This window comes from Acidovorax sp. LjRoot66 (assembly GCF_964253305.1).
In the GTDB taxonomy this organism is placed as follows: Bacteria; Pseudomonadota; Gammaproteobacteria; order Burkholderiales; family Burkholderiaceae_C; genus Acidovorax.
Genome location: NZ_CAXUQU020000001.1, coordinates 5,223,410 through 5,245,310 on the forward strand (window position 1 = coordinate 5,223,410; position 21,901 = coordinate 5,245,310).

Below are 21,901 nucleotides of genomic sequence, written 5' to 3' on the forward strand. Positions count from 1 at the left end.
AGCGGGGATCAGAACAGCGAGCCCTGCGGGGAATCGTCCGTGCCGGGCGGTGCCTGGCGCGGCTTGCGGGACGAAGAAGAAGGAGAAGAAGCGGGGGTTGCCGCGGCCATGGCCACAGGCACAGCGGGGGCGAGAGTATGCCCCACCACGGCGACGGCCCCATCCACTGCGCTGGAATCCGCAGCCAGCACCACCATGCGCCCGTCCCCGGTCAGGAAGGCCGCGTGCACGGCCTCGCCCGGCATCAGGGCGTGCACGGCCTCGCGGTAGCGCTGCAGTTGCGCCATCAGGCCGGGCTGGCGCTCGGGCTGGGCGGCGCTCTTGTAATCCAGCACCCACCAGCCCGGCGCAGGGCCTGGGCCTTGGCGCCCCACCGGCCGGCGCACCAGCCGGTCGAGCCGCAGGCTCTGGCCCTGGTGGTTCAGGGGTGCCTCGTTCATGGCGCTGTCCATCTCGGCAGGGTCCCAGGCCCAGGCGCCCTCGCCCGCCAGGATGCGCTGGGCCAGTTGCGCGGCGCGCGCGGCGGCGGCAGCGGTGATCTCGTGGTCCTGCGCCAGGCGGGCCAGGCGCGCCGGCGGCCAGCCGTGGGCGCGCAGAGCGGCCAGCGACATGCCCGCCACGCCGGCCTGCTCGAGCAACTGGTGCATGGCATCGCCGAGGCGGGATTCGGGGGTGGACTGCGCAGGCGCCAAGGCGCCGGGGCTGGCGGCGCCTTGGGCCGCGCCGAACCCTTCGACCAGGCCCGCACCCGACTCACCCTTGCGGCCCTGCCCCAGTTCGGGCGGCAGCACGGGCAACTCAGGCACCACAAAGTGGGCAGCCGCTTCGCCGCCGGCCGCCACTGCCGGGGCATCGACCCCTTCCTCCTCTGGCAAGACCGCATCGTCCACCAGCATGGCCAGCCGGTTCCACCAGCTGCCAGGAGATGAGCTGGCGGGCTGCACCGACGACAGGGCCAGGCAGTGCTTGGCCCGCGTCATGGCCACGTAGAGCATGTTGAGTTCTTCACGCTGGCGCGCCTGCTGCTCCACGGCGAGGGCATCGACCGCGCTGGGCGGCGGGCTCGATTCGCTGGCCAGGAAGACAAAGCCCGTGGGCACCGGCTGCTCGCCAGGCCAGTCCACCAGCACGCCCATGGTCTCGGCCTTCTGGGGGCGGGTGTCGGTGTCGAGCAGCAGCACGCACTGCGCCTCCAGCCCCTTGGCGCCGTGCACCGTGAGCAGGCGGATGGCCTGCACATCCACCCGGCCGGGCGCACGCACGCCGCCCTTCTTCATGGCGCGCACGAAGGCATAGGGCGTGAGGTAGCGCCCGCCATCGTGCTGCAGCGCGGCGGCCAGCAGCGCGCGCAGGTTGGCCTGCACCGCTGCGCGCTGGGTGGCCGGGGCCGCCGCCGCAAAGCGGGCCAGCACGTCGCCATGGGCATAGATGGCGTGCAGCGCATCGTGCGGGGGCAAGGTGTCGACCCAGGCCTTGTACTGCGCGAGCACGGGGCCGGCAGCAGCGCAGGGCGTGGCGTCCACCAGTTCAGGCCGCTGCAGCAGTTCGAACCAGCTCAGGCCGGAATGCTCGGGCTGGCGGCGCAGCAGGGCCAGGGCCACCAGCGCATCGTCACCCAACCCGAACAGCGGCGACCTGAGCGCGCGCGCCAGCGACAGGTCGTGCCCGGTGGAGACCAGGGCATCGAGCAGGGCCACCATGTCCTGCACCTCGGGCGCGTCGAACAGGTCGGCCTTCTCGGGCTGCACGCAGGGCAGGTGCAGGGCACGCAGCGCGTCCTGCATGGAGGCGAGGCGATCACGCTTGCGCGCCAGCACCAGCACCTCCTTGGGCGGCACACCGCCCGCGATCTGCGCCGCCACCCAGCGCGCGGCCTGCTCGCATTCGCGCATGCGCTGGGTTTCCTCGGCCTCGTGGCGCGGCTCGGTCAGGCTGTCGCGCCAGGCCAGCAGACCGCCGCCCGCAGGGCCACTGGCTTCCAGAGGCTCGATGGCCGGCAGGCGCAGCAGTTCGCCAGGGTCGGTCGATTCGGTCGTGTGGTTGCGAAAACCACTGGTCTCGCCCTGCGCCTGCGCCGTGCCCAGGGCATCGTTCACGGCGGCGATCACACCCGTGGCATTGCGGCGTGTGTGGTCGCAACTGAGCAGGTCGCCCGAGAGGCCGTTGCGCACGAAGGCCTGCGCCGCCAGGAACACCTGCGGCTCGGCCCGGCGAAAGCGGTAGATGCTTTGCTTGGGGTCGCCCACGATGAACACGCTGGGCGCGGCGGAACCGCCGCCCGAGCCCGCGTAGCCCGAGAGCCAGGCGTGCAGCGCCTGCCACTGCAGCGGGTTGGTGTCCTGGAACTCATCGACCAGCAGGTGGCGGATGCGTGCATCGAGCCGCTCCTGCACCCAGCCGCTGAGCACCGGGTCGGCCAGCATCACCAGGGCCGTGCGCTCCACGTCGTTCATGTCCACCCAGCCGTGCTGGTTCTTGACGGCCGCGAACTCTTTGATCAGGCAACGCGCCAGCCGCGCCATGCGCTGCTGGTGCAGCCAGGCGTCATGCTGGCGGCGCGCCAGCAGCAGGCGCTGCAGCTCGGGCTCGGCCTCCTGCGCGGCGGCGAATTTCTCCAGGTTTTTCGACAGCCGGTCTTCCTTGGCCACGAACAGGGCCTTGCGCAACAGGTCCAGGCGCAGGTCGAGGTCGTCGCAGGCGAAGGCATCGACGATGGAATCGGCTGCCTTCTGCGGGGTCTTGGCAGACTCCACCCCCAGGGCCTGGGCCCGGTCGAGCCAGCGGCGGCGCACGAGGTCGCCGCGCAGCGCATCGGCAGGGTTGTCCATGCCGGCCAGCTCGGGGCAGTGCTCCGCGAACGGGGGCACCGAGGCATCGACCACCCCGGCCTCGTCGGCCAGATCGAATTCCACGCGCTTGGACAAGGCTGCCGCGAGCGCCTTGTGCGTCTGCGAACGCCCGTGGCGGAACACCGCCGCCTCGTAGTCGGCGCGCAGGCCGGCGTGGCTGTCCACCGCGTGCAAAAAGGGCTGCCACACCTCGCGCACGGCCTCGGCATCGTCCTCCAGCAGCTCGAAATTGGCGGGCAGGCCCTGCGCCTGCAGCAGCGCCAGCGGCGCCGTGCCCAACAGCGCGGCAAACCAGCTGTGGAAGGTACGGATCTGCACCGGCCGGCCGCTGGCCAGGACCTGCCGGTACAGCCCGCTCAGCGCCTCGCGCTGCTCCAGGGCCCGCTCGGGGCGGATGCCGCGGGCCACCAGTTCACCCGTGAGCTGGTCCAGAGGCGCATCGGCAAACTGCTCCAGCCATTCCTGCAGGCGCTGGCGCATTTCGCCTGCGGCCTTCTTGGTGAAGGTGATGGCCAGGATCTCGTGCGGCGCAGCGCCGTCGAGCAGCGCGCGCAGCATGCGCGAGACCAGCATCCAGGTCTTGCCCGCACCGGCACAGGCCTCGACCGCCACGCTGCGCGCTGGGTCGCAGGCAATGGCATAGAAGGCCTCGCGCGAAACGCCCTGGCCGTTGTGTTCGTACGCAGCGTTCGTCATGCCCAGAAATCCTTGCGGCACAGGCCGCGCGCCGCGCAGTATTCGCACACCATGCCCTCGCCCAGTGCGGGCATGGGGTCGCCCGCGGCGATGCGTTCGAAGTCGTGCTGTATGCCCTCCACCAGCAGGTCGCGCAGGGCCACCACCTCCTCCTGCTCGTGCATCTGCGTCTCGCCGCGCTCGCCCACGTTCACATAGGCGGCGCGCAGGGTGTCGTGGCTCAGCAGCGCAGCGTAGAAGGCCAGCTGTGTATCTTCAGCCCCGGCACCGATGCGCTGGCGCGTGACGGAGTCGCTCTCGGTCTTGTAGTCGATCACCAGGGTGGTCACCTCGCCGGCGCCCGACACCCCATCGATGCGGTCGATGGTGCCCACGAGCTCCATGCCCCCCAAGGGCTGCGTGGTCCTGAGCTCGGCCTGGCGAAAGCTGGCACCCAGGTGCTCGTGCTGTGCCAGCCAGCGCAGGTAGCCATCGCGCACCTGCGGCCAACCCGCGGCAAAGGGCAGAAAGTCGCCACCGGTGAGGCCCTGGCGCGCCGTGACGGCCTGGGCCGATGCGTCGAGCCGGTGCGTGCGCCCAGGGCCCGCATCGAGCGGTGCCTGCAACAGGCCTTCGTGAAAATGCTGCAGCACCTCGTGCAGCCAGTTGCCGAAATCGCGCTTGTCCACCTCGCTGCCCAGTTCCTCCGCATCCTGCAGGCCCAACTGGCGCAGCGCGAAGAAGCGGTAGGGGCAATGGCGCAGGTCCGAATACGCGGTGGACGACAGCTTGTGCACCGGCAACGCCTGGCCGCTGGGCAATGGCCGGGCCGTGGGCGCACTGGCCACGCTGCGCGCGAGGCGCAGGTCCTCGCCCGCGTGCGCTGCGCCGTCGAGGTGCAGCGCCAGCACCAGGGTGCTGGCCAGCAGCGGCTCGCCGCCCTCGTCGCCGGTGCGCCACAGCACGTCCACCAAGGGGGTCTGCAGTGCGCTGCGCCAGGCCAGGCGTTGCGCGGCTTCCAGCGAATCGCGGGTGGGCAGGCCCCAGGCCTCGCGCTGGGCCTGCGTCCATTCGCCCGGCGGCTCCGGGGCGGGCTGCAGGCGCTTTTCATCGCAGCCCGGCAACACCAGCGCAGCAAAAGGCCGGGCCAGCAGCTGCGGCAGTGGCAGGATCACGACCGGCGCGCCGGGCGGCGGTGGCGGCACGAAGCGCGCGGCCTCCAGCACCTCGTCGGCCCAGCGGGTGAACTCGGCCAGCGCCATGCGCCGGCCCACGCCGTCCCAGGCTTCGAGTTCGGCCTGCAGGCCCTCGGGCAGGCGCAACACGGCAAGCACGCGCTCGCCCGCCTCATCGGCCTCAAGCACGGCCCACTGGCCCGTGGCTTCGAGCAGGCCGCGCAGGGCGGCAAGCCACTGCACCAGTGGGCGCGCCGCACGCAGGCCGGCGCGCCAGGCCTCGGTCTGCGCCACGGTCGCGGCCAGTGCCGGGTGGGTGCTCCAGTCGCGCTCGGCCACCGCACCCCAGCGCGCCAGCGATGCTTTGCGCAGTGCTTTCTCCAGCGGGTTGAGCGTGCCTGCCTCCCACGCCGGCACCTGCTTGAGCCAGGCAAGCACGGTGTCGGCATCGGCATCCCAGGCGCAGGCTTTCAAGGCGGCCATGAGCTGCGCGGCCGCGCGCGTGGTCGACAGCGTCCAGCCGCTTTCGTCGCGCACGTCCACGCCGCTGCTGCCCAGGTGGGCGCGCACGCGGCGGGTCAGCGCTCGGTCGGTGGCGGCCAGCACCACGGGCACGCGGCCTGCGGCCAGGTGGGCCAGCACGCAGGCGGCGGCGCGCTGCGCTTCGTCCTCGGCATCCGTTGCGGCATGCAGGGCGATCTGCCCTTGCACCGCGCCATCCCCTTCGGGCGCATACAGGGGCAGCAGCAGCGCTCGCTCGCCCCAGTGGGCCAGCAGCGCGGCCGCCATGGGCTCGGCCTGGAAGCCTTCGAACACCACCAGCGCATCGGTGGCGGCCCGCACGCCGGGCTCGAACAGCACATCGGTCGCGTAACGCGAGGCCAGCGCCCATTCCAGCGCAATGCGCGCCACCACGGCCTCGAAGCGCAGCGCGCTGCCTTCGTCCGCCGGCGGCAGCAGGCTGCGCGCCTGCACTCCCCAGGCATCGCGCTGTGCGGGCGGTACGGCCGCCACAGCCAGGGCCAGTTGCGCGGCGGCCTCCTGCAGCGGCGTGGCCAGCACGTCGCGCTGGGCCGACAGGCCGGCCTGGTCCAGCAATGTGCGCGCGGTGAGCGTGTCGCGCGCCACGTCGCCCGCCAGGTCCTGCCCCTCTGGCACGAAAACCGCGAGCTGGTGCGCCCAGTTGCGCGTGGTCTCGAAGCGCGGCACGAAGCTGTCCGGGTGCCGGCGCGCCCACAGGCGCTGGCCCCAGGGCATGAGCTGCGCATAGGGCACCAGCACCACGGTGCGGGCCGGGTGCGCGCCGTGCCCGGCGAGGTGCCGGGCGACCTCGCCCAGCACCCGCGCCCAGCAAGGGGCTGCATGATCGGTTTTAGCTATGACAGTCATAGCATCGGAGGGCCCGGCCACACCGGTGAACGTGGGATTGGTTTCTGTCACAATGACCCAACTTTATACGTACCCCGGTCCCAACCCGCCCAGCTACAAGGAATACGCCATGGCCAGCGAACTCATCAAGCACCTCACCGACGCCAGCTTTGAAGCCGACGTACTGCAGTCCACCACCCCCGTGCTGGTGGACTACTGGGCCGAATGGTGCGGCCCCTGCAAGGACATCGCCCCCCACCTCGACGACCTGGCCAAGGCCTATGAAGGCAAGCTGCAGATCGCCAAGCTGAACATCGACGAGAACCGCGAGACGCCTGCCAAGTTCGGCATCCGCGGCATCCCCACGCTGATGTTCTTCAAGGACGGCCAGTTGTCGGCCACCAAGATCGGCTCCATGCGCAAGGAGCAGTTGACGGCCTTCGTCGACCAGCAATTGGCATAACGCCACTGCTGGTGGTGGCACTCCGGGCCGGGGTGCCACCGCCTTGCATTTCACCGCCGCTTGCATCTCTTCACATGCCCGAGGGCAGCGGCCTGGCCTTCCCGGATTTTTTCCTGTCATAATTCCAGCAGATCACCGGCTTGCACGCATTGGCAACCGGTTCGAGAGATCCCCAGGCACGCCGTGACTGCCATCAGCAGACCACCGGCGAACAGCCCACCTCCCCCGAGACACCTACCTACTCCGCCAAGGAGTCATTCCATGCACTTAAACGAACTCAAGGCACTGCACGTGTCTGAAGTCCTGAAGCAGGCCGAAGAACTCGAAATCGAAAACACGGGCCGGATGCGCAAGCAGGAGCTGATGTTTGCCATCATCAAGAAGCGCGCCAAGGCCGGAGAGCAGGTGTTTGCGGATGGGGTGCTGGAAATCCTGCCCGACGGCTTCGGCTTCCTGCGCAGCCCGGACACGAGCTTCACCGCCAGCACGGACGACATCTACATCTCCCCCAGCCAGGTGCGCCGCTTCAACCTGCACACCGGCGACATGATCGAAGGCGAAGTGCGCACCCCGAAGGACGGTGAGCGCTACTTTGCCCTGACCAAGCTCGACAAGGTCAACGACGGCCCGCCGGAGCAGAACAAGCACAAGGTGATGTTCGAGAACCTGACGCCCCTGTTCCCCAAGGAACAGATGCGCCTGGAACGCGACGTCAAGAGCGAAGAGAACATCACCGGCCGCATCATCGACATCATCGCGCCCATCGGCCGTGGCCAGCGCGCCCTGATCGTGGCCCCGCCCAAGAGCGGCAAGACGGTGATGATGCAGCACATCGCCCACGCCATCACGGCCAACAACCCCGACGTGCACCTGATGGTGCTGCTGGTGGACGAGCGCCCTGAAGAAGTGACCGAAATGCAACGCACGGTCAAGGGCGAGATCATCGCCTCCACCTTCGACGAGCCCGCAGCGCGCCACGTGCACGTGGCCGAGATGGTGATCGAGCGCGCCAAGCGCCTGGTCGAGCTCAAGAAGGACGTGGTCATTCTGCTTGACTCCATCACCCGCCTGGCCCGCGCCTACAACAACGTCGTACCCTCCAGCGGCAAGGTGCTGTCGGGCGGTGTGGACGCGGCCGCGCTGCAGCGCCCCAAGCGCTTCTTCGGCGCCGCCCGCAAGGTCGAGGAAGGCGGCTCGCTGACTATCATCGCCACCGCGCTGGTCGACACCGGCAGCCGCATGGACGAAGTGATCTTTGAAGAATTCAAGGGCACGGGCAACTGCGAAATCCACCTGAACCGCCGCCTGTACGAAAAGCGCGTGTTCCCTGCCATCGAGCTCAACAAGAGCGGCACGCGCCGCGAAGAGCTGCTCCTGGTGCCCGAGATCCTGCAGAAGACCCGCATCCTGCGCCAGTTCATGTACAACATGGACGAGATCGAGTCGATGGAGCTGATGATCAAGAACATGAAGGCCACGAAAACCAACGTCGACTTCTTCGACATGATGCGCCGCGGCGGCTGATACGGATTGACCTTCGACCGGCTAACGTCGTTGGGTCGCCTTGCCGTGCCAAAGCACTGTCTGCGGCTCCCCGCCTAGTTATCCGGCCGAATGCCAACCCGTACAAGGCTGCCTTTTGCCACCACGGATACAACGCCCCGCAGGCCCAAAAGCCTGCGGGGCGTTGTTGCTTGAGGGCCATTTACCAGCGCGCCTGCGCAGAGCCCAGAGCCAGTGCCGGCCAGTCCCAATGCATGACAGCGCCCTGCACTTTCAGTGGTGCGCGCACCCGCCGGGCCGAGCCCCATGAGGTGGGCTCCAGCGCGTCATTCCAATCATCTTGCTGCTCGGGCGCCAGAGGCTCCACGGGGCCCCTCTCGGCGGACACCAACCAGTGCGCCGTGCGCGCCAGGGACAGCCGCGCCGTGCAGCCCGCACCGATGGCCACGCGGCGCACCAGGCCGCGCACGGCAGCCGCCGCCATCAGGTAGCCCGTGGCGTGGTCGATGGCCTGCACGGGCAGCGGCACGGGCAGGTCCTGGCCCGAGAGACGCATGCCCTGCTCGGCGATGCCGGTGCTCATCTGCACCAGGCTGTCGAAGCCGCGCCGGCCCTGCCAGGGGCCGCTCCACCCGTAGGCGGTGAGCGACACGTCCACCAGGCCCGGATTGAGTTCGCGCCGCCTTTGCTCGCCCAGCCCCAGCCGCTCCAGCGCGCCGGGCCGCAGGCCATGCACCAGCACATCGGCCTGGCGCAACAAACCTTCGAACACCAACAAGTCGGAGGCGACCCGCAGGTCCAGCCGCGCACAGCGCTTGCCCAGCACCACCTCGGGCACGGTGACGGGCTCATCCCAACCGGGCGGGTCGATGCGCAGCACATCCGCGCCGAAGCCCGCCATGAAACGCGTGGCCGTGGGGCCGGCAAGGATGCGCGTGAGATCGAGCACCCGCACACCGCGCAGGGGCCGCGCGGGATCGATGCGCCAGTCGGGCTTGGCCACCGGGTTTCCAATACTCCAATGCACCAGGGGTTCGGCCTGCACCGCCAGGCCCTGTGGGTGGGCATTCCAGTCCGCCACGCCGCGCATGGAGGCAGCGCAACCGCCCCGCTCCACCACTGCGGCCTCCAATGCGTCGGCATCCCAGCCGGCCACAGCGCGCGCAACGACCTCCCTGTCGGCCACCACACCCAGCACGGCCAAAGCCGCATCGCGGTGGTGCGGCGCATTGGTGTGCAGCCGCACCCAGCCATCGGCCGCGCGATAGTCCCCGGCCACGGCGTCCCATACCGGCGGCAGGGACCAGCCCTGCGGGCGCAGCGACATGCCGAACCAGAAGGACGCGAGGCGCCGGTCCACCTGCACCACCGGCCAGGCGCCGCCCGCCTGCGCAAGAAGCTCGGCCACGGCCAGCCCCGCCACACCCACCGAGGCGGCGGCCAGGTCCGTGACCGGGAACACCGAGGGCAGATCGCCCCGGCCTGCGACGGACAGGTGCTCCAGTGCCGCTGCCGGGCCATCCAGCGCTGCCCATGCCTCGCAAGCCAGCGCCAAGGCGCCCGTGGGGATTGGAATCGTGTGGGCAGACATAGAAAAACCTCCTTGAAAGAGGCTTCCCAGAATAGGTTGGCACCATTTATTGTCAATATTGATTTATATTTTCAACATCATTTTTTTCAGTACCCCATGTCCAGCTACCTCACTGCCGCCGAAGCCGCCGAACGCCTGGGTGTCTCGCGCGCCACGCTGTACGCCTACGTGAGCCGGGGCATGCTGCATGCCCACCCCGGCCCCACGCCGCGCGAAAGCCGCTATGCGCTGGCAGACGTGGACATGCTGGCGGGCCAGCGCAAGCGCGGGCGCAAGCCGAGGGAGGTGGCCAAGGCCACGCTCAGCTGGGGGCTGCCGGTGCTCGAATCGGCAATCACCTTGATCGAGGACGGCCGGCTGTACCTGCGCGGTGCCAGCATCGAAGGCCTGGCGCAGACCAGCAGCGTGGAGGCCGTGGCCGCCCGGCTCTGGCAGTGCGCGCAATCCGTCTCCTTTGGACCCGTGGCACCAACCTCCCCTGCCGTGTTGGCGCCAGTGCAGGCCCACATGGCCCGCCAGCGGCCCGAAGAATCGCTGCTGCCCCTGTTCACCCTGGCCTCCGAAGACGCCCCCACCGCCCAGTGGCAGGCCACGCCCGAGCGCCTGGCCGACGGCTGCGGTGCCCTGGTGCGCCTGCTGGCCGCCTGCCTGCTGGGCACGGCGCCCAGCGCCGACCCCCTCCACCTGCAATGCGCCAGGGCCTGGCAGCTCGATGGCGAAGGTACCGATCTGGTGCGCATGGCACTGGTGCTGTGCGCCGACCACGAGCTCAATGCCTCCAGCTTCACCGCGCGCTGCGTGGCCTCCACCGGGGCCAGCCTGCGCGCGGCCGTGGTGGGCGGGCTGGCGGCACTGACCGGCGCACGCCACGGCGGAGCCACGGCCCGGGTGGAGGCTCTGTGGGACGAGTTGGGCGATTCTTCGCCCGCCGCAGGCCTGCACCAACGGCTGGCCCGCGGCGAGGCCCTGCCCGGCTTTGGCCACCACCTGTACCCCGAAGGCGACGTGCGCGCGCGGCTGCTGCTGGCGCGCATCCTGCCCCTGCGGCCCACATGGGCGCCCTGGATCAGCGAAGCCCAGGCCCTGGTGGGCCAGCCCCCGTCGCTGGACTTTGCGCTGGTGGCCGTGCGCCGCCACCTGGCCCTGCCGCAGGGCGCCGCCTACGGGCTGTTTGCCCTGGGCCGATCCCTGGGCTGGATCGCGCATGCGCTGGAGCAGCGCAGCAGCGACGGCCTGATACGCCCTCGGGCTGCCTACACGGGCCCACGGCCCTGAGTTTGGAAGTTTTGGCGCTCGGGTTATAATGGAGGGCTTTTTCTGCGGAAAGTACGCTGGATGCTCCACGGCGCAAAGGTTGCTCCGGGTCCAGCACGGCTCCCGCACTTGACAAGGATTGATCATGAAAGAAGGCATTCACCCCAACTACCGCGAAGTTCTGTTCGTGGACCTGTCCAACGGTTTCAAGTTCGTCACCCGCTCGTGCGTGAACACCAAGGAAATGGGCAAGACCGAAGACGGCCGTGAGCTGCCCCTGTTCAAGCTCGACACCTCCAGCGAATCGCACCCCTTCTACACGGGCACGCAAAAGTCCGTGGACAACATGGGCGGCCGCGTGGAACGTTTCCGCAACCGTTTCGGCAAGACCACGTCGACGACCGCTGCGCCTGCTGCTGCCGACAAGTAATCTGCACGCAATGCGCCAAGAGGCAGCCCGGGCAACCGTGCTGCCTTTTTTCTTGGGCGCGCCGTGCCCTGTGACCGGGGTTACCAGATTTACCCTGACCACCACAGCCTGCTGACGGAACCCGGGCGCTTATCCCTTATTCTTGGCGGCTCCCCAAAGCCACTGACCACCGCGTGAACCCACCGACCCCAGCCATCGTTACCCAGAATGCCGTGCGGCCACTGCCGCGCTGGGCCCTGATGCTGCTGTGCATTGCCTACGTGGTCCCCGGCTTCGTCGGGCGCGCGCCCTGGAAGAGCGCCGACATTACCGCCTACGGCTACATGCTGGAGCTGGCGCAAGGGCGCACCGACTGGCTCAACCCGCTGCTGGGCGGCATGGCGCCCGAAACCGAAGGCCTGCTGCCCTACTGGATCGGGGCGCTGGCCATCCAGTGGGCGCCGTCCTGGCTGTCGCCCGAGATGGCAGTTCGCCTTCCGTTTGCCGCCCTGCTGGCGCTCACGCTCATGGCCACCTGGTATGGCGTGTACTACCTGGCGCGCAGCCCGGGTGCCCAGCCCGTGGCCTTTGCCTTCGGCGGCGAGGCCCCCCCGCTCGACTACGCGCGTGCCATTGCCGATGGCGCCCTGCTCGCCCTGATCGCCTGCCTGGGCCTGGCCCAGCTCTCGCACGAGGTGACCAGCTACCTGGTGCAGCTCAGTTGCACCTCCTTCCTGTTCTTCGCCTTTGCTGCGCTGCCCTACCACGCCGGCAAGGCGCTGGGCGCCATGCTGGTGGGCGCCTTCGGCCTCACGCTCGCCGGGGCACCCGCGCTCACGGTGCTGTTGGGTGCCAGCGGCGTGCTGCTGGCCTTGCGTCTGCCCGACAAGGACGAGCGCCAGTGCAAGTCCTGGGCGGTGGCCACGGCGCTGGTCATCGTGGCAGCCGCCGCGCTGGCCTGGCAGCTCGACCTGTGGCGCTGGCGCATCGTGGGCACCGAGGAAGGCGGCAAGGAATGGGCGAGCCTGGCCCGGTTGCTGGTCTGGTTCGGCTGGCCCGCCTGGCCCCTGGCGCTGTGGACACTGTGGCGCTGGCGCAAGCAGATCGCCAGCCGCCAGTGGCACCGCCACCTGCTGCTGCCGCTGTGGTTCACGGCCATCTCCATCGGCGCCACCATCACCACCCAGCCGGCCGACCGTGCGCTGCTGCTGGGCCTGCCCGCACTGGCGGCACTGGCGGCCTTCGCCCTGCCCACGCTCAGCCGCAGCATGGGAGCGCTGATCGACTGGTTCACGCTGCTGTTCTTCAGCGTCTCGGCGCTGGCCATCTGGGTGATCTGGATCGCCATGCAGACCGGCGTGCCCGCCAAGCCGGCCGCCAACGTGGCCAAGCTGGCGCCCGGCTTCGTGCCCGAGTTTTCGCTGCTGGCCCTGGTGGTGGCGCTCACGGCCTCGGTGGGCTGGTGCGCGCTGGTGTGGTGGCGCGCCTCGCGCAACCGTGCCCCGATCTGGAAGAGCCTGGTGCTGCCCGCCAGCGGCGCCGCGCTGAGTTGGCTGCTGCTCATGAGCCTGTGGCTGCCGCTCCTGGACTTCGCGCGCAGCTACGTGCCGCAGATGCGCGCCATCAACGCCGTCGTGGGCGAGAACCCGGGCTGCGTGCAGACCGTGGGCCTGAGCCGCGCCCAGGTGGCCGCCCTGCAGTACCACGCCGGCTTCACGCTGCGCCCTGCCAGCCTGTCGGTGAGCGGCTGCGAGTGGCTGGTCTCGGACATCGCCTCCTGGCCCGCACCCGCATCCACGGTGGACGGGCTGCAATGGGAACGCGTGGCCACGGTGGTGCGCCCCACCGACAAGACCGATTTCCTGCTCGTGTTCCGGCGCATCGAAACCGAAACCAAAAACTGATGAGCGAGCTGTCGACCATTTCCCGCCACGCCGTGACGGTGCTGGCCGGGCAACTGGCCGTCATGGCCTTCGGCGTCGCCGACACCATCGTCGCGGGCCGCTACAGCGAAGCATCTCTGGCCGCGCTGTCGGTGGGCTCGGCCATCTTCATCAGTGTCTACGTGGCGCTGATCGGGGTGCTCAGCGCCCTGCTGCCGGTATGGGCCGAGCAGCGCGGCGCAGGGCACCAGCGGCAGCTGGGCGCCTCGCTGCGCCAGTCGCTGTACCTGTGTGCCGTGGCCAGCGCCCTGGGCATGGCGGTGCTGCTCTCGCCCGGCGCCGTGCTGCGCTGGACCGAGGTGCCAGATGCGCTGCGCAGCGAGGTCGAAAACTACCTGGCCGTGCTCGCGCTGGCACTGCCGCCAGCCCTGCTGTTTCGCGTCTACAGCACGCTCAACCAGGCCCTCGGGCGCCCGCAGCTGGTCACCTGGCTGCAGGTGGGCTCGCTGTTCATCAAGGTGCCGCTGTCCATCTGGTTCACCTTTGGCGGCGCGGGCCTGCCCGCGCAGGGCGCCGTGGGCTGCGCCTGGGCCACGCTGGTGGTCAACTGCAGCATGCTCGCGCTGGCGGTGTGGCTGCTGCGCACGCAGTCGTTGTATGAGCCGCTGGCCATCTGGAAGCCGCTGGAGCGCCCGCACTGGCCCACCATCGCAGGCTTTGCGCGCCTGGGTGTGCCGGCCGGCCTGGCGGTGATGGTGGAGGTGACCTCGTTCACGCTGATGGCCCTGTTCATAGCGCGCCAGGGCACGATTGCCTCGGCCGCGCACCAGATCGCGTCCAACCTCGCAGCCGTGCTGTACATGGTGCCGCTGTCGCTGTCCATTGCCACCAGTGCGCGCGTGAGCTACTGGCTGGGCGCAGGCGAGCCGCAGCGCGCGCGCCAGGTGGCACTGCTGGGCGTGCGCCTGGCCTGCGCCATCGGCCTGGGCCTGGCGGCGCTGATGTTCCTGGCGCGCAACCACCTGGGTGCGCTGTACTCATCGAACGCACTGGTGGTGGCGGTGACGGGCGGGCTGCTGGCCTGGGTGGCGGCCTACCATGTGGCCGACGCGCTGCAGACCCTGTGCGTGTTCGTGCTGCGCTGCTACCGCATCACGGTGGCACCGCTGGTGGTGTACTGCACGCTGCTGTGGGGCGCCGGCCTGGGCGGCGGCTACCTGCTGGCCTACCAGGGCCTGGGGCCCTGGGGCGCGGTGGCCATGCCGGCCACCTTCTGGGCCGCCAGCGCCGCAGCCTTGGTCGTAACGGCCGCCTTGTTCGCAGCCATGCTCTGGCGCGCGATCAGGCTGCCAGCGCCTGCGGCACTGGCGCGCGCAGCCGGCTGACCGGAAAGGTGACGCAGAAGGTCGAGCCCTTGCCCAGGGTGCTCTGGATGCTGAGCGTGGCGCCATGGCGCTGCAGCACATGCTTGACGATGGCCAGGCCCAGGCCCGTGCCACCGGTTTCGCGCGAGCGGCTGCGGTCCACCCGGTAAAAGCGCTCGGTCAGCCGCGGAATGTGCTCGGGCGCGATGCCCGGGCCCGTGTCCTTGACCGAGAACGCGGCCGAGCCATCGTCCTTGCGCACCCAGCTCACCGTGATCGTGCCGCCTGCAGGCGTGTAGCGCACGGCGTTGTTGATGATGTTGGACAGCGCGCTCTGCAGTTCCGCCGGCACACCGGCAATGTCCCCCTGGGCCCGCAGCTCCTGCGCCGATGGAAAGATGAGCGTGTGGTGGCGCTGCTGGGTCTGCGTGAGCAGGGCCGACAGGGCACGGCTTTCCTCCTCGCAGCGCTGCACCAGGCCCTGCACGGGCATCCACTCGGCCATGCCGGGCGGCGGGCTGCCCTCCAGGCGCGACAGCGTGAGCAGGTCCTGCACCACGCTCTGCATGCGTGCAGCCTGCTGGGACATCATGCCCAGATAACGGGCGCGCTCGTCCTGCGCCAGCGGCAGGGTCTGCAGCGTCTCGACGAAGCCCATGAGCACCGTGAGCGGCGTGCGGATCTCGTGCGAGACGTTGGCCACGAAGTCACGGCGCATGGCCTCGGCCTGCTCCAGCGCCGTCACATCGCGCGACAGCAGCAGCGTGCGGCCGTCGCCATAGGGGTGCAACTGAACCGAGATGCGCACCGGGCGCGACGAGGTGCTGAAACGCCCTTCCAGCACCACATCGTGCGTGAAATCCTGGGTGGTGTAGTAGGCGGTGAAATCGGGGTCGCGCACCAGATTGCCGATCGACTGCATGACATCGCGCTGCGCGTCGAAGCCGAACTGGCTGGCCGCCATCTGGTTGCACCACTCGATGTGGCCCTGCGCATCCAGCAGCACCACGCCGTTGGGCGTGGCCTGCAGCGCGGCCAGGATCTCCTGCAGGCGGTTCTGGCTGCTCTGCACCTCCTGGGCCTGCAGGCGCAGCAGGCGCCGCGAGCGGTCGGCCGCCTCGCCCCACATGCCGCGCATGACCGGCGCGTTCGACAGGTCGCCCGTGCGCAGCCAGTGCAGCACGCGCGCGCCGCGCAGCAGGTCCCACACGAACCAGGCCCAGGCCGCTATCGCCGCTCCCAGGGCCGCCCCCCAGGGCCCACCCTGCCACCAACCGAGTCCGCCACCGGCGATTTGCCAGAGCAGAAAATACGTGAATCGCCAGAGCATGCGGATTGCAAAGCCTTCTCAGAAAACCGAGGGCGCCACCGTGGCGCCCTGTGACCCGTCAGGCTTGCAGCTGCTGCACCTGGGGTTGCGATTGCGCCGTGAGCCGGTAGCCGGCACCGCGCACCGTTTCCACCATCACCGATGCGGCGCCCAGCGCTTCGCGCAGGCGCTTGACGTGCACGTCCACTGTACGCTCTTCGATGAAGACATGGTCGCCCCAGACCTTGTCCAGCAGCTGCGAGCGGCTGTGCACGCGCTCCGCATGCTTCATGAGGTAATGCAGCAGCTTGAACTCGGTGGGGCCGACCTTGAGCTGTTGACCCTGAAACGTTACCCGGTAGGTGCCCGCGTCCAACGCCAATTCGCCGATGGTCACGCTGTCGCTGACCTGCTCGGGCGCGCGGCGGCGCAGCACGGCACGGATGCGCGCCAGCAGTTCCTGCGTGGAGAACGGCTTGGTGATGTAGTCGTCGGCACCGGCGTCCAGGCCCGCCACCTTGTCCGGCTCGTCGCCGCGGGCCGTGAGCATGAGGATGGGGATGGGCTTGGTGCGCGCATCGGCACGCCACTTGCGCGCCAGCGACAGGCCACTCTGGCCAGGCAGCATCCAGTCGAGCAGGATGACGTCGGGCAGCACGGCATCGAGCTCGCGCTGGGCCGACTCGCCATCTTCGGCCCAGAAGGGCTGGAATCCGTTGTGCCGCAGGTTGACCGCGATCAGCTCGGCGATCGCAGGTTCGTCTTCGACGATCAGAACACGGGGTAGCTTTCTCATACAGCGTTCACGGGCCTACAGTACGGCCGATTCGATCTCATCGAGGGCCGTGTGGCGCACGTCCTTGCCCTTGACCAGGTAGATGATGAGTTCGGCCACATTCTTCGAATGGTCGCCGATGCGCTCGATGGCCTTGGCCAGGAACAAAAGGTCCAGGCTCGGGGAGATGGTGCGGGGGTCTTCCATCATGTAGGTGACCAGCTTGCGCACGAAGCCATCGAACTCCTTGTCGATCAGGTCGTCCTCCTTGAGGATGGACACGGCCATCGTGGTGTCCAGGCGGGCAAAGGCATCGAGCGCCTTGCGCAGCAGGCCCGAGGCCAGCTCGGCGGCCACACGCAGGTCGCTCGACGGCAGCGAGCGCGCGGCGCCGCTCTCGATGATGGAGCGCACCATGCGCGCCATCTTGTTGGCCTCGTCGCCCATGCGCTCCAGGTTGGCGGTGGCCTTGGAGAAGGCCATCAGCAGACGCAGGTCGCGTGCGGTGGGCTGTCGGCGGGCGATGATGGAGGACAGCTCGTGGTCGATCTCCACTTCCATGGCGTTCACGCGCACTTCGATGGCGGCGACCTGTTCCACGGCCTCCAGGCTGAACTGCGACAGGGCGTACACGGCCTGGCGGATCTGCGACTCCACGAGACCGCCCATTTCCATGACGCGGGCGGAGACGCTGTTGAGTTCGGAGTCGAACTGCGACGAAAGGTGCTTGTCGGGCATTGCTGTCTCCTTAGCCGAAACGGCCGGTAATGTAGTCTTCGGTTTCCTTGCGCTGCGGCTTGAAGAACATCTGTTCCGTCTCGCCGAACTCCACCAGGTCGCCCAGGTACATGTAGGCGGTGTAGTCGCTGCAGCGCGCGGCCTGCTGCATGTTGTGGGTCACGATGACCACTGTGTAGTCGTTCTTGAGCTCGGCGATCAGCTCTTCCACCTTGGCGGTCGAGATCGGGTCCAGGGCCGAGCAGGGCTCATCGAGCAGCAGCACTTCTGGCTTGATGGCAATGCCGCGGGCAATGCACAGGCGCTGCTGCTGGCCGCCCGAAAGGCTGGAACCGCTCTGGTTGAGCTTGTCCTTGACCTCGTTCCACAATGCGGCCTTGCGCAGCGCCCATTCCACACGGTCGTCCATGTCGGTGGCGTTCAGGCTCTCGAAGAGCTTCACGCCGAAGGCGATGTTGTCGTAGATCGACATCGGGAACGGCGTGGGCTTCTGGAACACCATGCCGACCTTGGCGCGCACCAGGGCCACGTCCTGCTTGCTCTTGAGCAGGTTCTCCCCGTCCAGCACGATCTGGCCTTCGGCGCGTTGCTCTGGGTACAGCTCGAACATGCGGTTGAAGGTACGCAGCAGCGTGGATTTGCCACAGCCCGAGGGACCGATGAAGGCCGTGACCTTGTTCTCGGGGATGTCGAGGTTGATAGCCTTCAGGGCATGGAACTTGCCGTAGTAGAAGTTCAGGTCGCGCACCGTGATCTTGGACTTGTTGGGCGCGTCGTTCTTGAGAATAGCGGACATGAGGGTGTCTTTCTTGCTGCTGGGGCTTACTTTTGGCGGGTCAGGACCCGCGCCAGGATGTTCAGGCCGAGAACTGCGACGGTGATCAGGAAGACGCCGGCCCAGGCCAGTTGCTGCCAGTTCTCGTAGGGGCTCATGGCGAACTTGAAGATGGTCACCGGCAGGCTGGCCATGGGCTTGGCCAGGTCGCCGTTCCAGAACTGGTTGTTCAGCGCAGTGAACAGCAGCGGAGCGGTTTCACCGGCGATGCGGGCCACGGCCAGCAGCACACCGGTGATCACACCGGCGCGGGCAGCGCGCAGCGTCACCATCAGGATCACCTTCCACTTGGGCGTGCCCAGGGCGTAGGCGGCCTCGCGCAGGCTGGCAGGCACCAGGATGAGCATGTTCTCGGTGGTGCGGATGACCACCGGTATCACGATCAGCGCCAGCGCCAGGATGCCGGCATAGGCCGAAAAGCTCTTGAAGCGCGCCACCACCACGGCATACACGAACAGGCCGATGACGATGCTGGGCGCCGACAGCAGGATGTCGTTGACGAAGCGCGTGACCGAAGCCAGCAGGCTCTTGGTCTCGTACTCGGCCAGGTAGATGCCGGCCATGATGCCGATGGGCGTACCCACGAAGGTGGCCAGCAGCACCATCACGAACGAGCCGTAGATGGCATTGGAAATGCCGCCCGCTTCGTTCGGCGGTGGCGTCATCTGGGTGAACAGGGCGATGTTCAAGCCCCCCACGCCCAGGCGCACGGTTTCCCACAGAATCCAGACCAGCCAGAACACGCCGAACGCCATGGCGGCGAGCGACAGGACGAGCGCGATCTGGTTGACGCGCTTGCGGCTGTTGTAGCGCGCTTGGCGCTGCTGGTCGAGCTCGGCCGCCGAGATCAGGCGCTGCGAGGTGCTGGTGCTGGTGCTCATGTGCGAGCTCCTTCGTTCTTTTGCAGGCGGGACAGCAGGATCTTGGACAGCGTCAGCACCACGAAGGTGATGAAGAACAGGACCAGGCCCAGGTAGATCAGCGAAGCCTGGTGCAGGCCCTCGCCGGCTTCGGCGAACTCGTTGGCCAGCGCCGAGGTGATGCTGTTGGCCGCCTCGAACATCGACAGCGAGGACAGCTGGTTCATGTTGCCGATGACGAAGGTCACGGCCATGGTCTCACCCAGCGCCCGGCCCAGGCCCAGCATGATGCCGCCGAGCACGCCGGTCTTGGTGTAGGGCAGAACCACCTTCCACATCACTTCCCAGGTCGTGGAGCCCAGGCCGTAGGCCGACTCCTTGAGCAGGGCGGGCGTGACTTCGAACACGTCGCGCATCACCGAGGCGATGAACGGGATGATCATGATGGCCAGGATGATGCCGGCCGACAGGATGCCGATGCCCACCGGGGGGCCCGACACGAAGGCACCCAGGTAGGGCACGCCCGCGAACAGCGCCTGAAGCGGCTGCTGCACATACGTCGAGAGGATGGGGCCGAACACCATCAGTCCCCACATGCCGTAGACAATGGAGGGCACTGCCGCCAGCAGCTCGATGGCGGTGCCCAGGGGGCGCTTGAGCCATGCAGGCGACAGCTCGGTCAGGAACAGTGCGATGCCGAAGCTGACGGGCACCGCAATGACGAGGGCGATGATGGACGTGGTCACCGTGCCATAGATCATGACCAGGCCGCCGTACTCGTCCTGAACCGGATCCCACACGCTGCTGGTGAGGAAACCGAGGCCGTACTTGGCAATGGAGGGCCAGGCGCCCACGACCAGGGAGCCCAGGATACCGACCAGCAGCAGCAAGGTCAGAATGGCGGCGCCGCGCGCCAGCCAGCCGAACAGCCGGTCGGCCAGCATGCCGGAGATCAGGGGGCGGGAGGGAGGTGGAGGCATGTTTTTGGTGCGCAGAGGGGCCGTCTCGAGGGACGGATTGTCGCGGACCGGCATCGTAGTGGACACGTTGGTAGCCTTGGATTCAGTGAAGTGAAATCGAAAGGCCGGCGTGTCGCCGGCCCTGTGAGATTACTTGAAAGCTACCGCTTTGCCAGAGGTGTCCTTGATGTCACCCCACGACTTGAGGATGATGGCCTTCACGCTGTCGGGCATGGGCACGTAGTCCAGGTCCATCGCGGTCTTGTCGCCCTGGGCATAGGCCCAGTCGAAGAACTTGAGTGCGGTGGTGGCCTGGGCAGGCTTGTCCTGCGATTTCTGCATCAGCACGAAGGTCGCGCCGGTGATGGGCCACGAATCCTTGCCAGGCTGGTTGGTCAGGATCTGGTAGAAGCTCTTGGCCCATTCAGCGCCAGCAGCAGCGGCCTTGAAGGCCGTGTCGTCAGGAGAGACGTAGGCGCCATCGGCGTTCTGCATCTGCACATAGGTCATCTTGTTCTGCTTGACGTAGGCGTACTCCACATAACCGATGGAGTTGGGCAGGCGGCCCACAAAAGCGGCCACGCCTTCGTTGCCCTTGCCGCCGGCACCCGTGGGCCAGTTCACGGCCGTGCCTTCACCGACCTTGGACTTCCACTCGGCGTTGACCTTGCTCAGGTAGTTCGTGAAGATGAAGCTGGTGCCCGAGCCATCGGCGCGGCGCACGGGGGCAATGGCAGCGTCTGGCAGGGCCAGGCTGGGGTTCAGCGCCTTGATGGCGGCGTCGTTCCACTTGGTGATCTTGCCCAGGTAGATGTCACCCAGCACTTGGCCACTCAGGCGGATCTGGCCGGGAGCGATACCCTTGATGTTGACCACCGGCACCACACCACCGATCACGGTGGGGAACTGCACCAGGCCCTTTTTGGCCAGGTCTTCGTCCTTCAGGGGCGCATCCGAGGCACCGAAGTCGACCGTCTTGGCTTCGATCTGGCGCAGACCGGCACCCGAACCCACCGACTGGTAGTTGATCTTGATGTTGGTGGCCTTGTTGTAATCGGCCGCCCACTTGGAATACAGAGGCGCCGGAAAGCTGGCACCTGCACCGGTGGCTTCCTGCTGCGCCATGGCTTGAGAGAACGCACCAGCAGCGACGACACCAGCAACAAGAACCCGAATCGCGGACATTTTCATGAAGACACCTCTTGGATGAGTGAGTAGGGATGAGGCGACTCTAGGGTCCGTATATGACATTGTCGTGACACACAGGCCGGTTGTCACACATCTCTTCTCCATGGAGGACCGCCCTCTTGTGTCATCCAGTTGTCACGGGAGCTGCTTAGTCTCCCGCCACCGAGATGAATCGGCTATCTACCTGGAGAATCACATGTTCCGCCGTTACGCACTGCAATCCGCTCTCGCCCTTGCTGCCGCCGCCACCCTGGCCGGCTGCTCCAGCATGGGCTCTGCCCCCGCAACCCTCGACGGCACGATTGCAAAGACGCCTTCGCTGAGCACCTTCAACAAGCTGGCCGTGCAGGCCGGCCTGACCGACACGCTCAAGGCCGCCGGCCCCTACACCGTGTTCGCTCCCTCGGACGACGCCTTCAAGGCCGTGCCCGCCAAGACCCTGGCAGAACTGCAGGCCAATCCCGCCCAGCTCAAGGCCGTACTCAACCACCACATCGTGGCAGGCCGCGTGACCGCCGCCGAGGCCAAGGCCGGCAATGCCAAGACCCTGAATGGATCGAACGTGGCACTGGCCCGTGCTGGCGCTTTCGTCACGGTGGACGAAGCCATGGTGACGCAGGCCGACGTGATCGCCACCAACGGTGTCGTACACGTGGTCGACACCGTGCTGATGCCCCCCAAGAAGTAACCGGCCAGCCGCACG

The 21,901-nt window shown here is 68.0% G+C and carries 17 protein-coding genes; 7 read left to right on the forward strand and 10 right to left on the reverse strand.

What is annotated here, in order from left to right:
• Positions 1 to 8: 8 nt before the first annotated feature.
• Both ACSQ3Y_RS24620 and ACSQ3Y_RS24625 read right to left on the reverse strand, forming a co-directional pair.
• The gene (locus ACSQ3Y_RS24620; RefSeq protein WP_436179183.1) at positions 9 to 3,545 is read right to left on the reverse strand and encodes a UvrD-helicase domain-containing protein; all 3,537 of its coding nucleotides are present in this window, start codon (positions 3,543 to 3,545) and stop codon (positions 9 to 11) included.
• On the reverse strand, positions 3,542 to 6,088 hold the full coding sequence (locus tag ACSQ3Y_RS24625; protein WP_057205677.1) for a PD-(D/E)XK nuclease family protein: 2,547 nt from the start codon (positions 6,086 to 6,088) through the stop codon (positions 3,542 to 3,544). Before ACSQ3Y_RS24625 ends, ACSQ3Y_RS24620 begins: the two co-directional genes overlap by 4 nt.
• A gap of 109 nt (positions 6,089 to 6,197) precedes the next feature.
• On the opposite strand from ACSQ3Y_RS24625, the gene trxA reads away from it, so the two are divergent.
• Together trxA and rho are read left to right on the forward strand one after the other, a co-directional pair.
• Positions 6,198 to 6,530: a thioredoxin TrxA gene (gene trxA / locus ACSQ3Y_RS24630; RefSeq protein WP_057205675.1), complete on the forward strand. Its 333-nt coding sequence runs from the start codon at positions 6,198 to 6,200 to the stop codon at positions 6,528 to 6,530.
• A gap of 261 nt (positions 6,531 to 6,791) precedes the next feature.
• Entirely contained in the window at positions 6,792 to 8,054 is a 1,263-nt protein-coding gene (rho, locus tag ACSQ3Y_RS24635) for a transcription termination factor Rho (RefSeq protein WP_007847642.1), read from the forward strand.
• A gap of 181 nt (positions 8,055 to 8,235) precedes the next feature.
• On the opposite strand, the gene ACSQ3Y_RS24640 is transcribed toward rho, so the two are convergent.
• Entirely contained in the window at positions 8,236 to 9,624 is a 1,389-nt protein-coding gene (locus ACSQ3Y_RS24640; RefSeq protein ID WP_436179184.1) for a CoA transferase, read from the reverse strand.
• Between the two features lie 96 nt (positions 9,625 to 9,720).
• Between ACSQ3Y_RS24640 and ACSQ3Y_RS24645 the strand changes: the two genes are divergently transcribed.
• From ACSQ3Y_RS24645 to ACSQ3Y_RS24660, 4 genes are all read left to right on the forward strand, one after another.
• Positions 9,721 to 10,899, forward strand: a complete 1,179-nt coding sequence (locus ACSQ3Y_RS24645; protein WP_436179185.1) for a citrate/2-methylcitrate synthase — start codon at positions 9,721 to 9,723, stop codon at positions 10,897 to 10,899.
• Between the two features lie 124 nt (positions 10,900 to 11,023).
• The gene (locus ACSQ3Y_RS24650) at positions 11,024 to 11,308 is read left to right on the forward strand and encodes a type B 50S ribosomal protein L31 (RefSeq protein WP_057206201.1); all 285 of its coding nucleotides are present in this window, start codon (positions 11,024 to 11,026) and stop codon (positions 11,306 to 11,308) included.
• 173 nt (positions 11,309 to 11,481) lie between these two features.
• Positions 11,482 to 13,191, forward strand: a complete 1,710-nt coding sequence (locus ACSQ3Y_RS24655; protein WP_436179186.1) for a hypothetical protein — start codon at positions 11,482 to 11,484, stop codon at positions 13,189 to 13,191.
• On the forward strand, positions 13,191 to 14,555 hold the full coding sequence (locus tag ACSQ3Y_RS24660) for an MATE family efflux transporter (RefSeq protein ID WP_436179187.1): 1,365 nt from the start codon (positions 13,191 to 13,193) through the stop codon (positions 14,553 to 14,555). The genes ACSQ3Y_RS24655 and ACSQ3Y_RS24660 overlap by 1 nt, the downstream gene beginning before the upstream one ends.
• On the opposite strand, the gene phoR is transcribed toward ACSQ3Y_RS24660, so the two are convergent.
• The 7 genes from phoR to pstS form a co-directional block, all read right to left on the reverse strand.
• Entirely contained in the window at positions 14,512 to 15,864 is a 1,353-nt protein-coding gene (gene phoR, locus ACSQ3Y_RS24665; RefSeq protein WP_057269602.1) for a phosphate regulon sensor histidine kinase PhoR, read from the reverse strand. The genes ACSQ3Y_RS24660 and phoR overlap by 44 nt on opposite strands.
• A gap of 58 nt (positions 15,865 to 15,922) precedes the next feature.
• Positions 15,923 to 16,639: a phosphate regulon transcriptional regulator PhoB gene (phoB, locus tag ACSQ3Y_RS24670; RefSeq protein ID WP_057205663.1), complete on the reverse strand. Its 717-nt coding sequence runs from the start codon at positions 16,637 to 16,639 to the stop codon at positions 15,923 to 15,925.
• A 15-nt stretch (positions 16,640 to 16,654) separates the two neighbouring features.
• Complete coding sequence (gene phoU, locus ACSQ3Y_RS24675) at positions 16,655 to 17,356, reverse strand: phosphate signaling complex protein PhoU (protein WP_057205661.1); 702 nt, start codon at positions 17,354 to 17,356, stop codon at positions 16,655 to 16,657.
• A gap of 10 nt (positions 17,357 to 17,366) precedes the next feature.
• On the reverse strand, positions 17,367 to 18,152 hold the full coding sequence (gene pstB / locus ACSQ3Y_RS24680; protein ID WP_057205659.1) for a phosphate ABC transporter ATP-binding protein PstB: 786 nt from the start codon (positions 18,150 to 18,152) through the stop codon (positions 17,367 to 17,369).
• A gap of 26 nt (positions 18,153 to 18,178) precedes the next feature.
• Positions 18,179 to 19,072 carry a phosphate ABC transporter permease PstA gene (gene pstA / locus ACSQ3Y_RS24685; RefSeq protein ID WP_057205657.1) on the reverse strand — a complete coding sequence of 298 codons (894 nt, stop codon included), beginning with the start codon at positions 19,070 to 19,072 and terminating at the stop codon, positions 18,179 to 18,181.
• The gene (pstC, locus tag ACSQ3Y_RS24690) at positions 19,069 to 20,085 is read right to left on the reverse strand and encodes a phosphate ABC transporter permease subunit PstC (RefSeq protein ID WP_082604392.1); all 1,017 of its coding nucleotides are present in this window, start codon (positions 20,083 to 20,085) and stop codon (positions 19,069 to 19,071) included. The genes pstA and pstC overlap by 4 nt, the downstream gene beginning before the upstream one ends.
• Before the next feature lie 75 nt (positions 20,086 to 20,160).
• Positions 20,161 to 21,201, reverse strand: coding sequence for a phosphate ABC transporter substrate-binding protein PstS (gene pstS / locus ACSQ3Y_RS24695; RefSeq protein ID WP_057205655.1), 1,041 nt, complete (start codon positions 21,199 to 21,201; stop codon positions 20,161 to 20,163).
• Positions 21,202 to 21,394: 193 nt separating this feature from the next.
• Here pstS and ACSQ3Y_RS24700 point away from each other — a divergent pair, with 193 nt between their 5' ends.
• Complete coding sequence (locus ACSQ3Y_RS24700) at positions 21,395 to 21,886, forward strand: fasciclin domain-containing protein (protein WP_305746633.1); 492 nt, start codon at positions 21,395 to 21,397, stop codon at positions 21,884 to 21,886.
• Positions 21,887 to 21,901: the final 15 nt, after the last annotated feature.

What these genes read in the sequence shown, in the direction of transcription:
- ACSQ3Y_RS24620 (WP_436179183.1), bottom strand. Translation starts at nt 3,545, where the DNA reads ATGACGAACGCTGCGTACGAACACAACGGCCAGGGCGTTTCGCGCGAG.
- ACSQ3Y_RS24625 (WP_057205677.1), bottom strand. Translation starts at nt 6,088, where the DNA reads ATGACTGTCATAGCTAAAACCGATCATGCAGCCCCTTGCTGGGCGCGG.
- trxA (WP_057205675.1), top strand. Translation starts at nt 6,198, where the DNA reads ATGGCCAGCGAACTCATCAAGCACCTCACCGACGCCAGCTTTGAAGCC.
- rho (WP_007847642.1), top strand. Translation starts at nt 6,792, where the DNA reads ATGCACTTAAACGAACTCAAGGCACTGCACGTGTCTGAAGTCCTGAAG.
- ACSQ3Y_RS24640 (WP_436179184.1), bottom strand. Translation starts at nt 9,624, where the DNA reads ATGTCTGCCCACACGATTCCAATCCCCACGGGCGCCTTGGCGCTGGCT.
- ACSQ3Y_RS24645 (WP_436179185.1), top strand. Translation starts at nt 9,721, where the DNA reads ATGTCCAGCTACCTCACTGCCGCCGAAGCCGCCGAACGCCTGGGTGTC.
- ACSQ3Y_RS24650 (WP_057206201.1), top strand. Translation starts at nt 11,024, where the DNA reads ATGAAAGAAGGCATTCACCCCAACTACCGCGAAGTTCTGTTCGTGGAC.
- ACSQ3Y_RS24660 (WP_436179187.1), top strand. Translation starts at nt 13,191, where the DNA reads ATGAGCGAGCTGTCGACCATTTCCCGCCACGCCGTGACGGTGCTGGCC.
- phoR (WP_057269602.1), bottom strand. Translation starts at nt 15,864, where the DNA reads ATGCTCTGGCGATTCACGTATTTTCTGCTCTGGCAAATCGCCGGTGGC.
- phoB (WP_057205663.1), bottom strand. Translation starts at nt 16,639, where the DNA reads ATGAGAAAGCTACCCCGTGTTCTGATCGTCGAAGACGAACCTGCGATC.
- phoU (WP_057205661.1), bottom strand. Translation starts at nt 17,356, where the DNA reads ATGCCCGACAAGCACCTTTCGTCGCAGTTCGACTCCGAACTCAACAGC.
- pstB (WP_057205659.1), bottom strand. Translation starts at nt 18,152, where the DNA reads ATGTCCGCTATTCTCAAGAACGACGCGCCCAACAAGTCCAAGATCACG.
- pstA (WP_057205657.1), bottom strand. Translation starts at nt 19,072, where the DNA reads ATGAGCACCAGCACCAGCACCTCGCAGCGCCTGATCTCGGCGGCCGAG.
- pstC (WP_082604392.1), bottom strand. Translation starts at nt 20,085, where the DNA reads ATGCCGGTCCGCGACAATCCGTCCCTCGAGACGGCCCCTCTGCGCACC.
- pstS (WP_057205655.1), bottom strand. Translation starts at nt 21,201, where the DNA reads ATGAAAATGTCCGCGATTCGGGTTCTTGTTGCTGGTGTCGTCGCTGCT.
- ACSQ3Y_RS24700 (WP_305746633.1), top strand. Translation starts at nt 21,395, where the DNA reads ATGTTCCGCCGTTACGCACTGCAATCCGCTCTCGCCCTTGCTGCCGCC.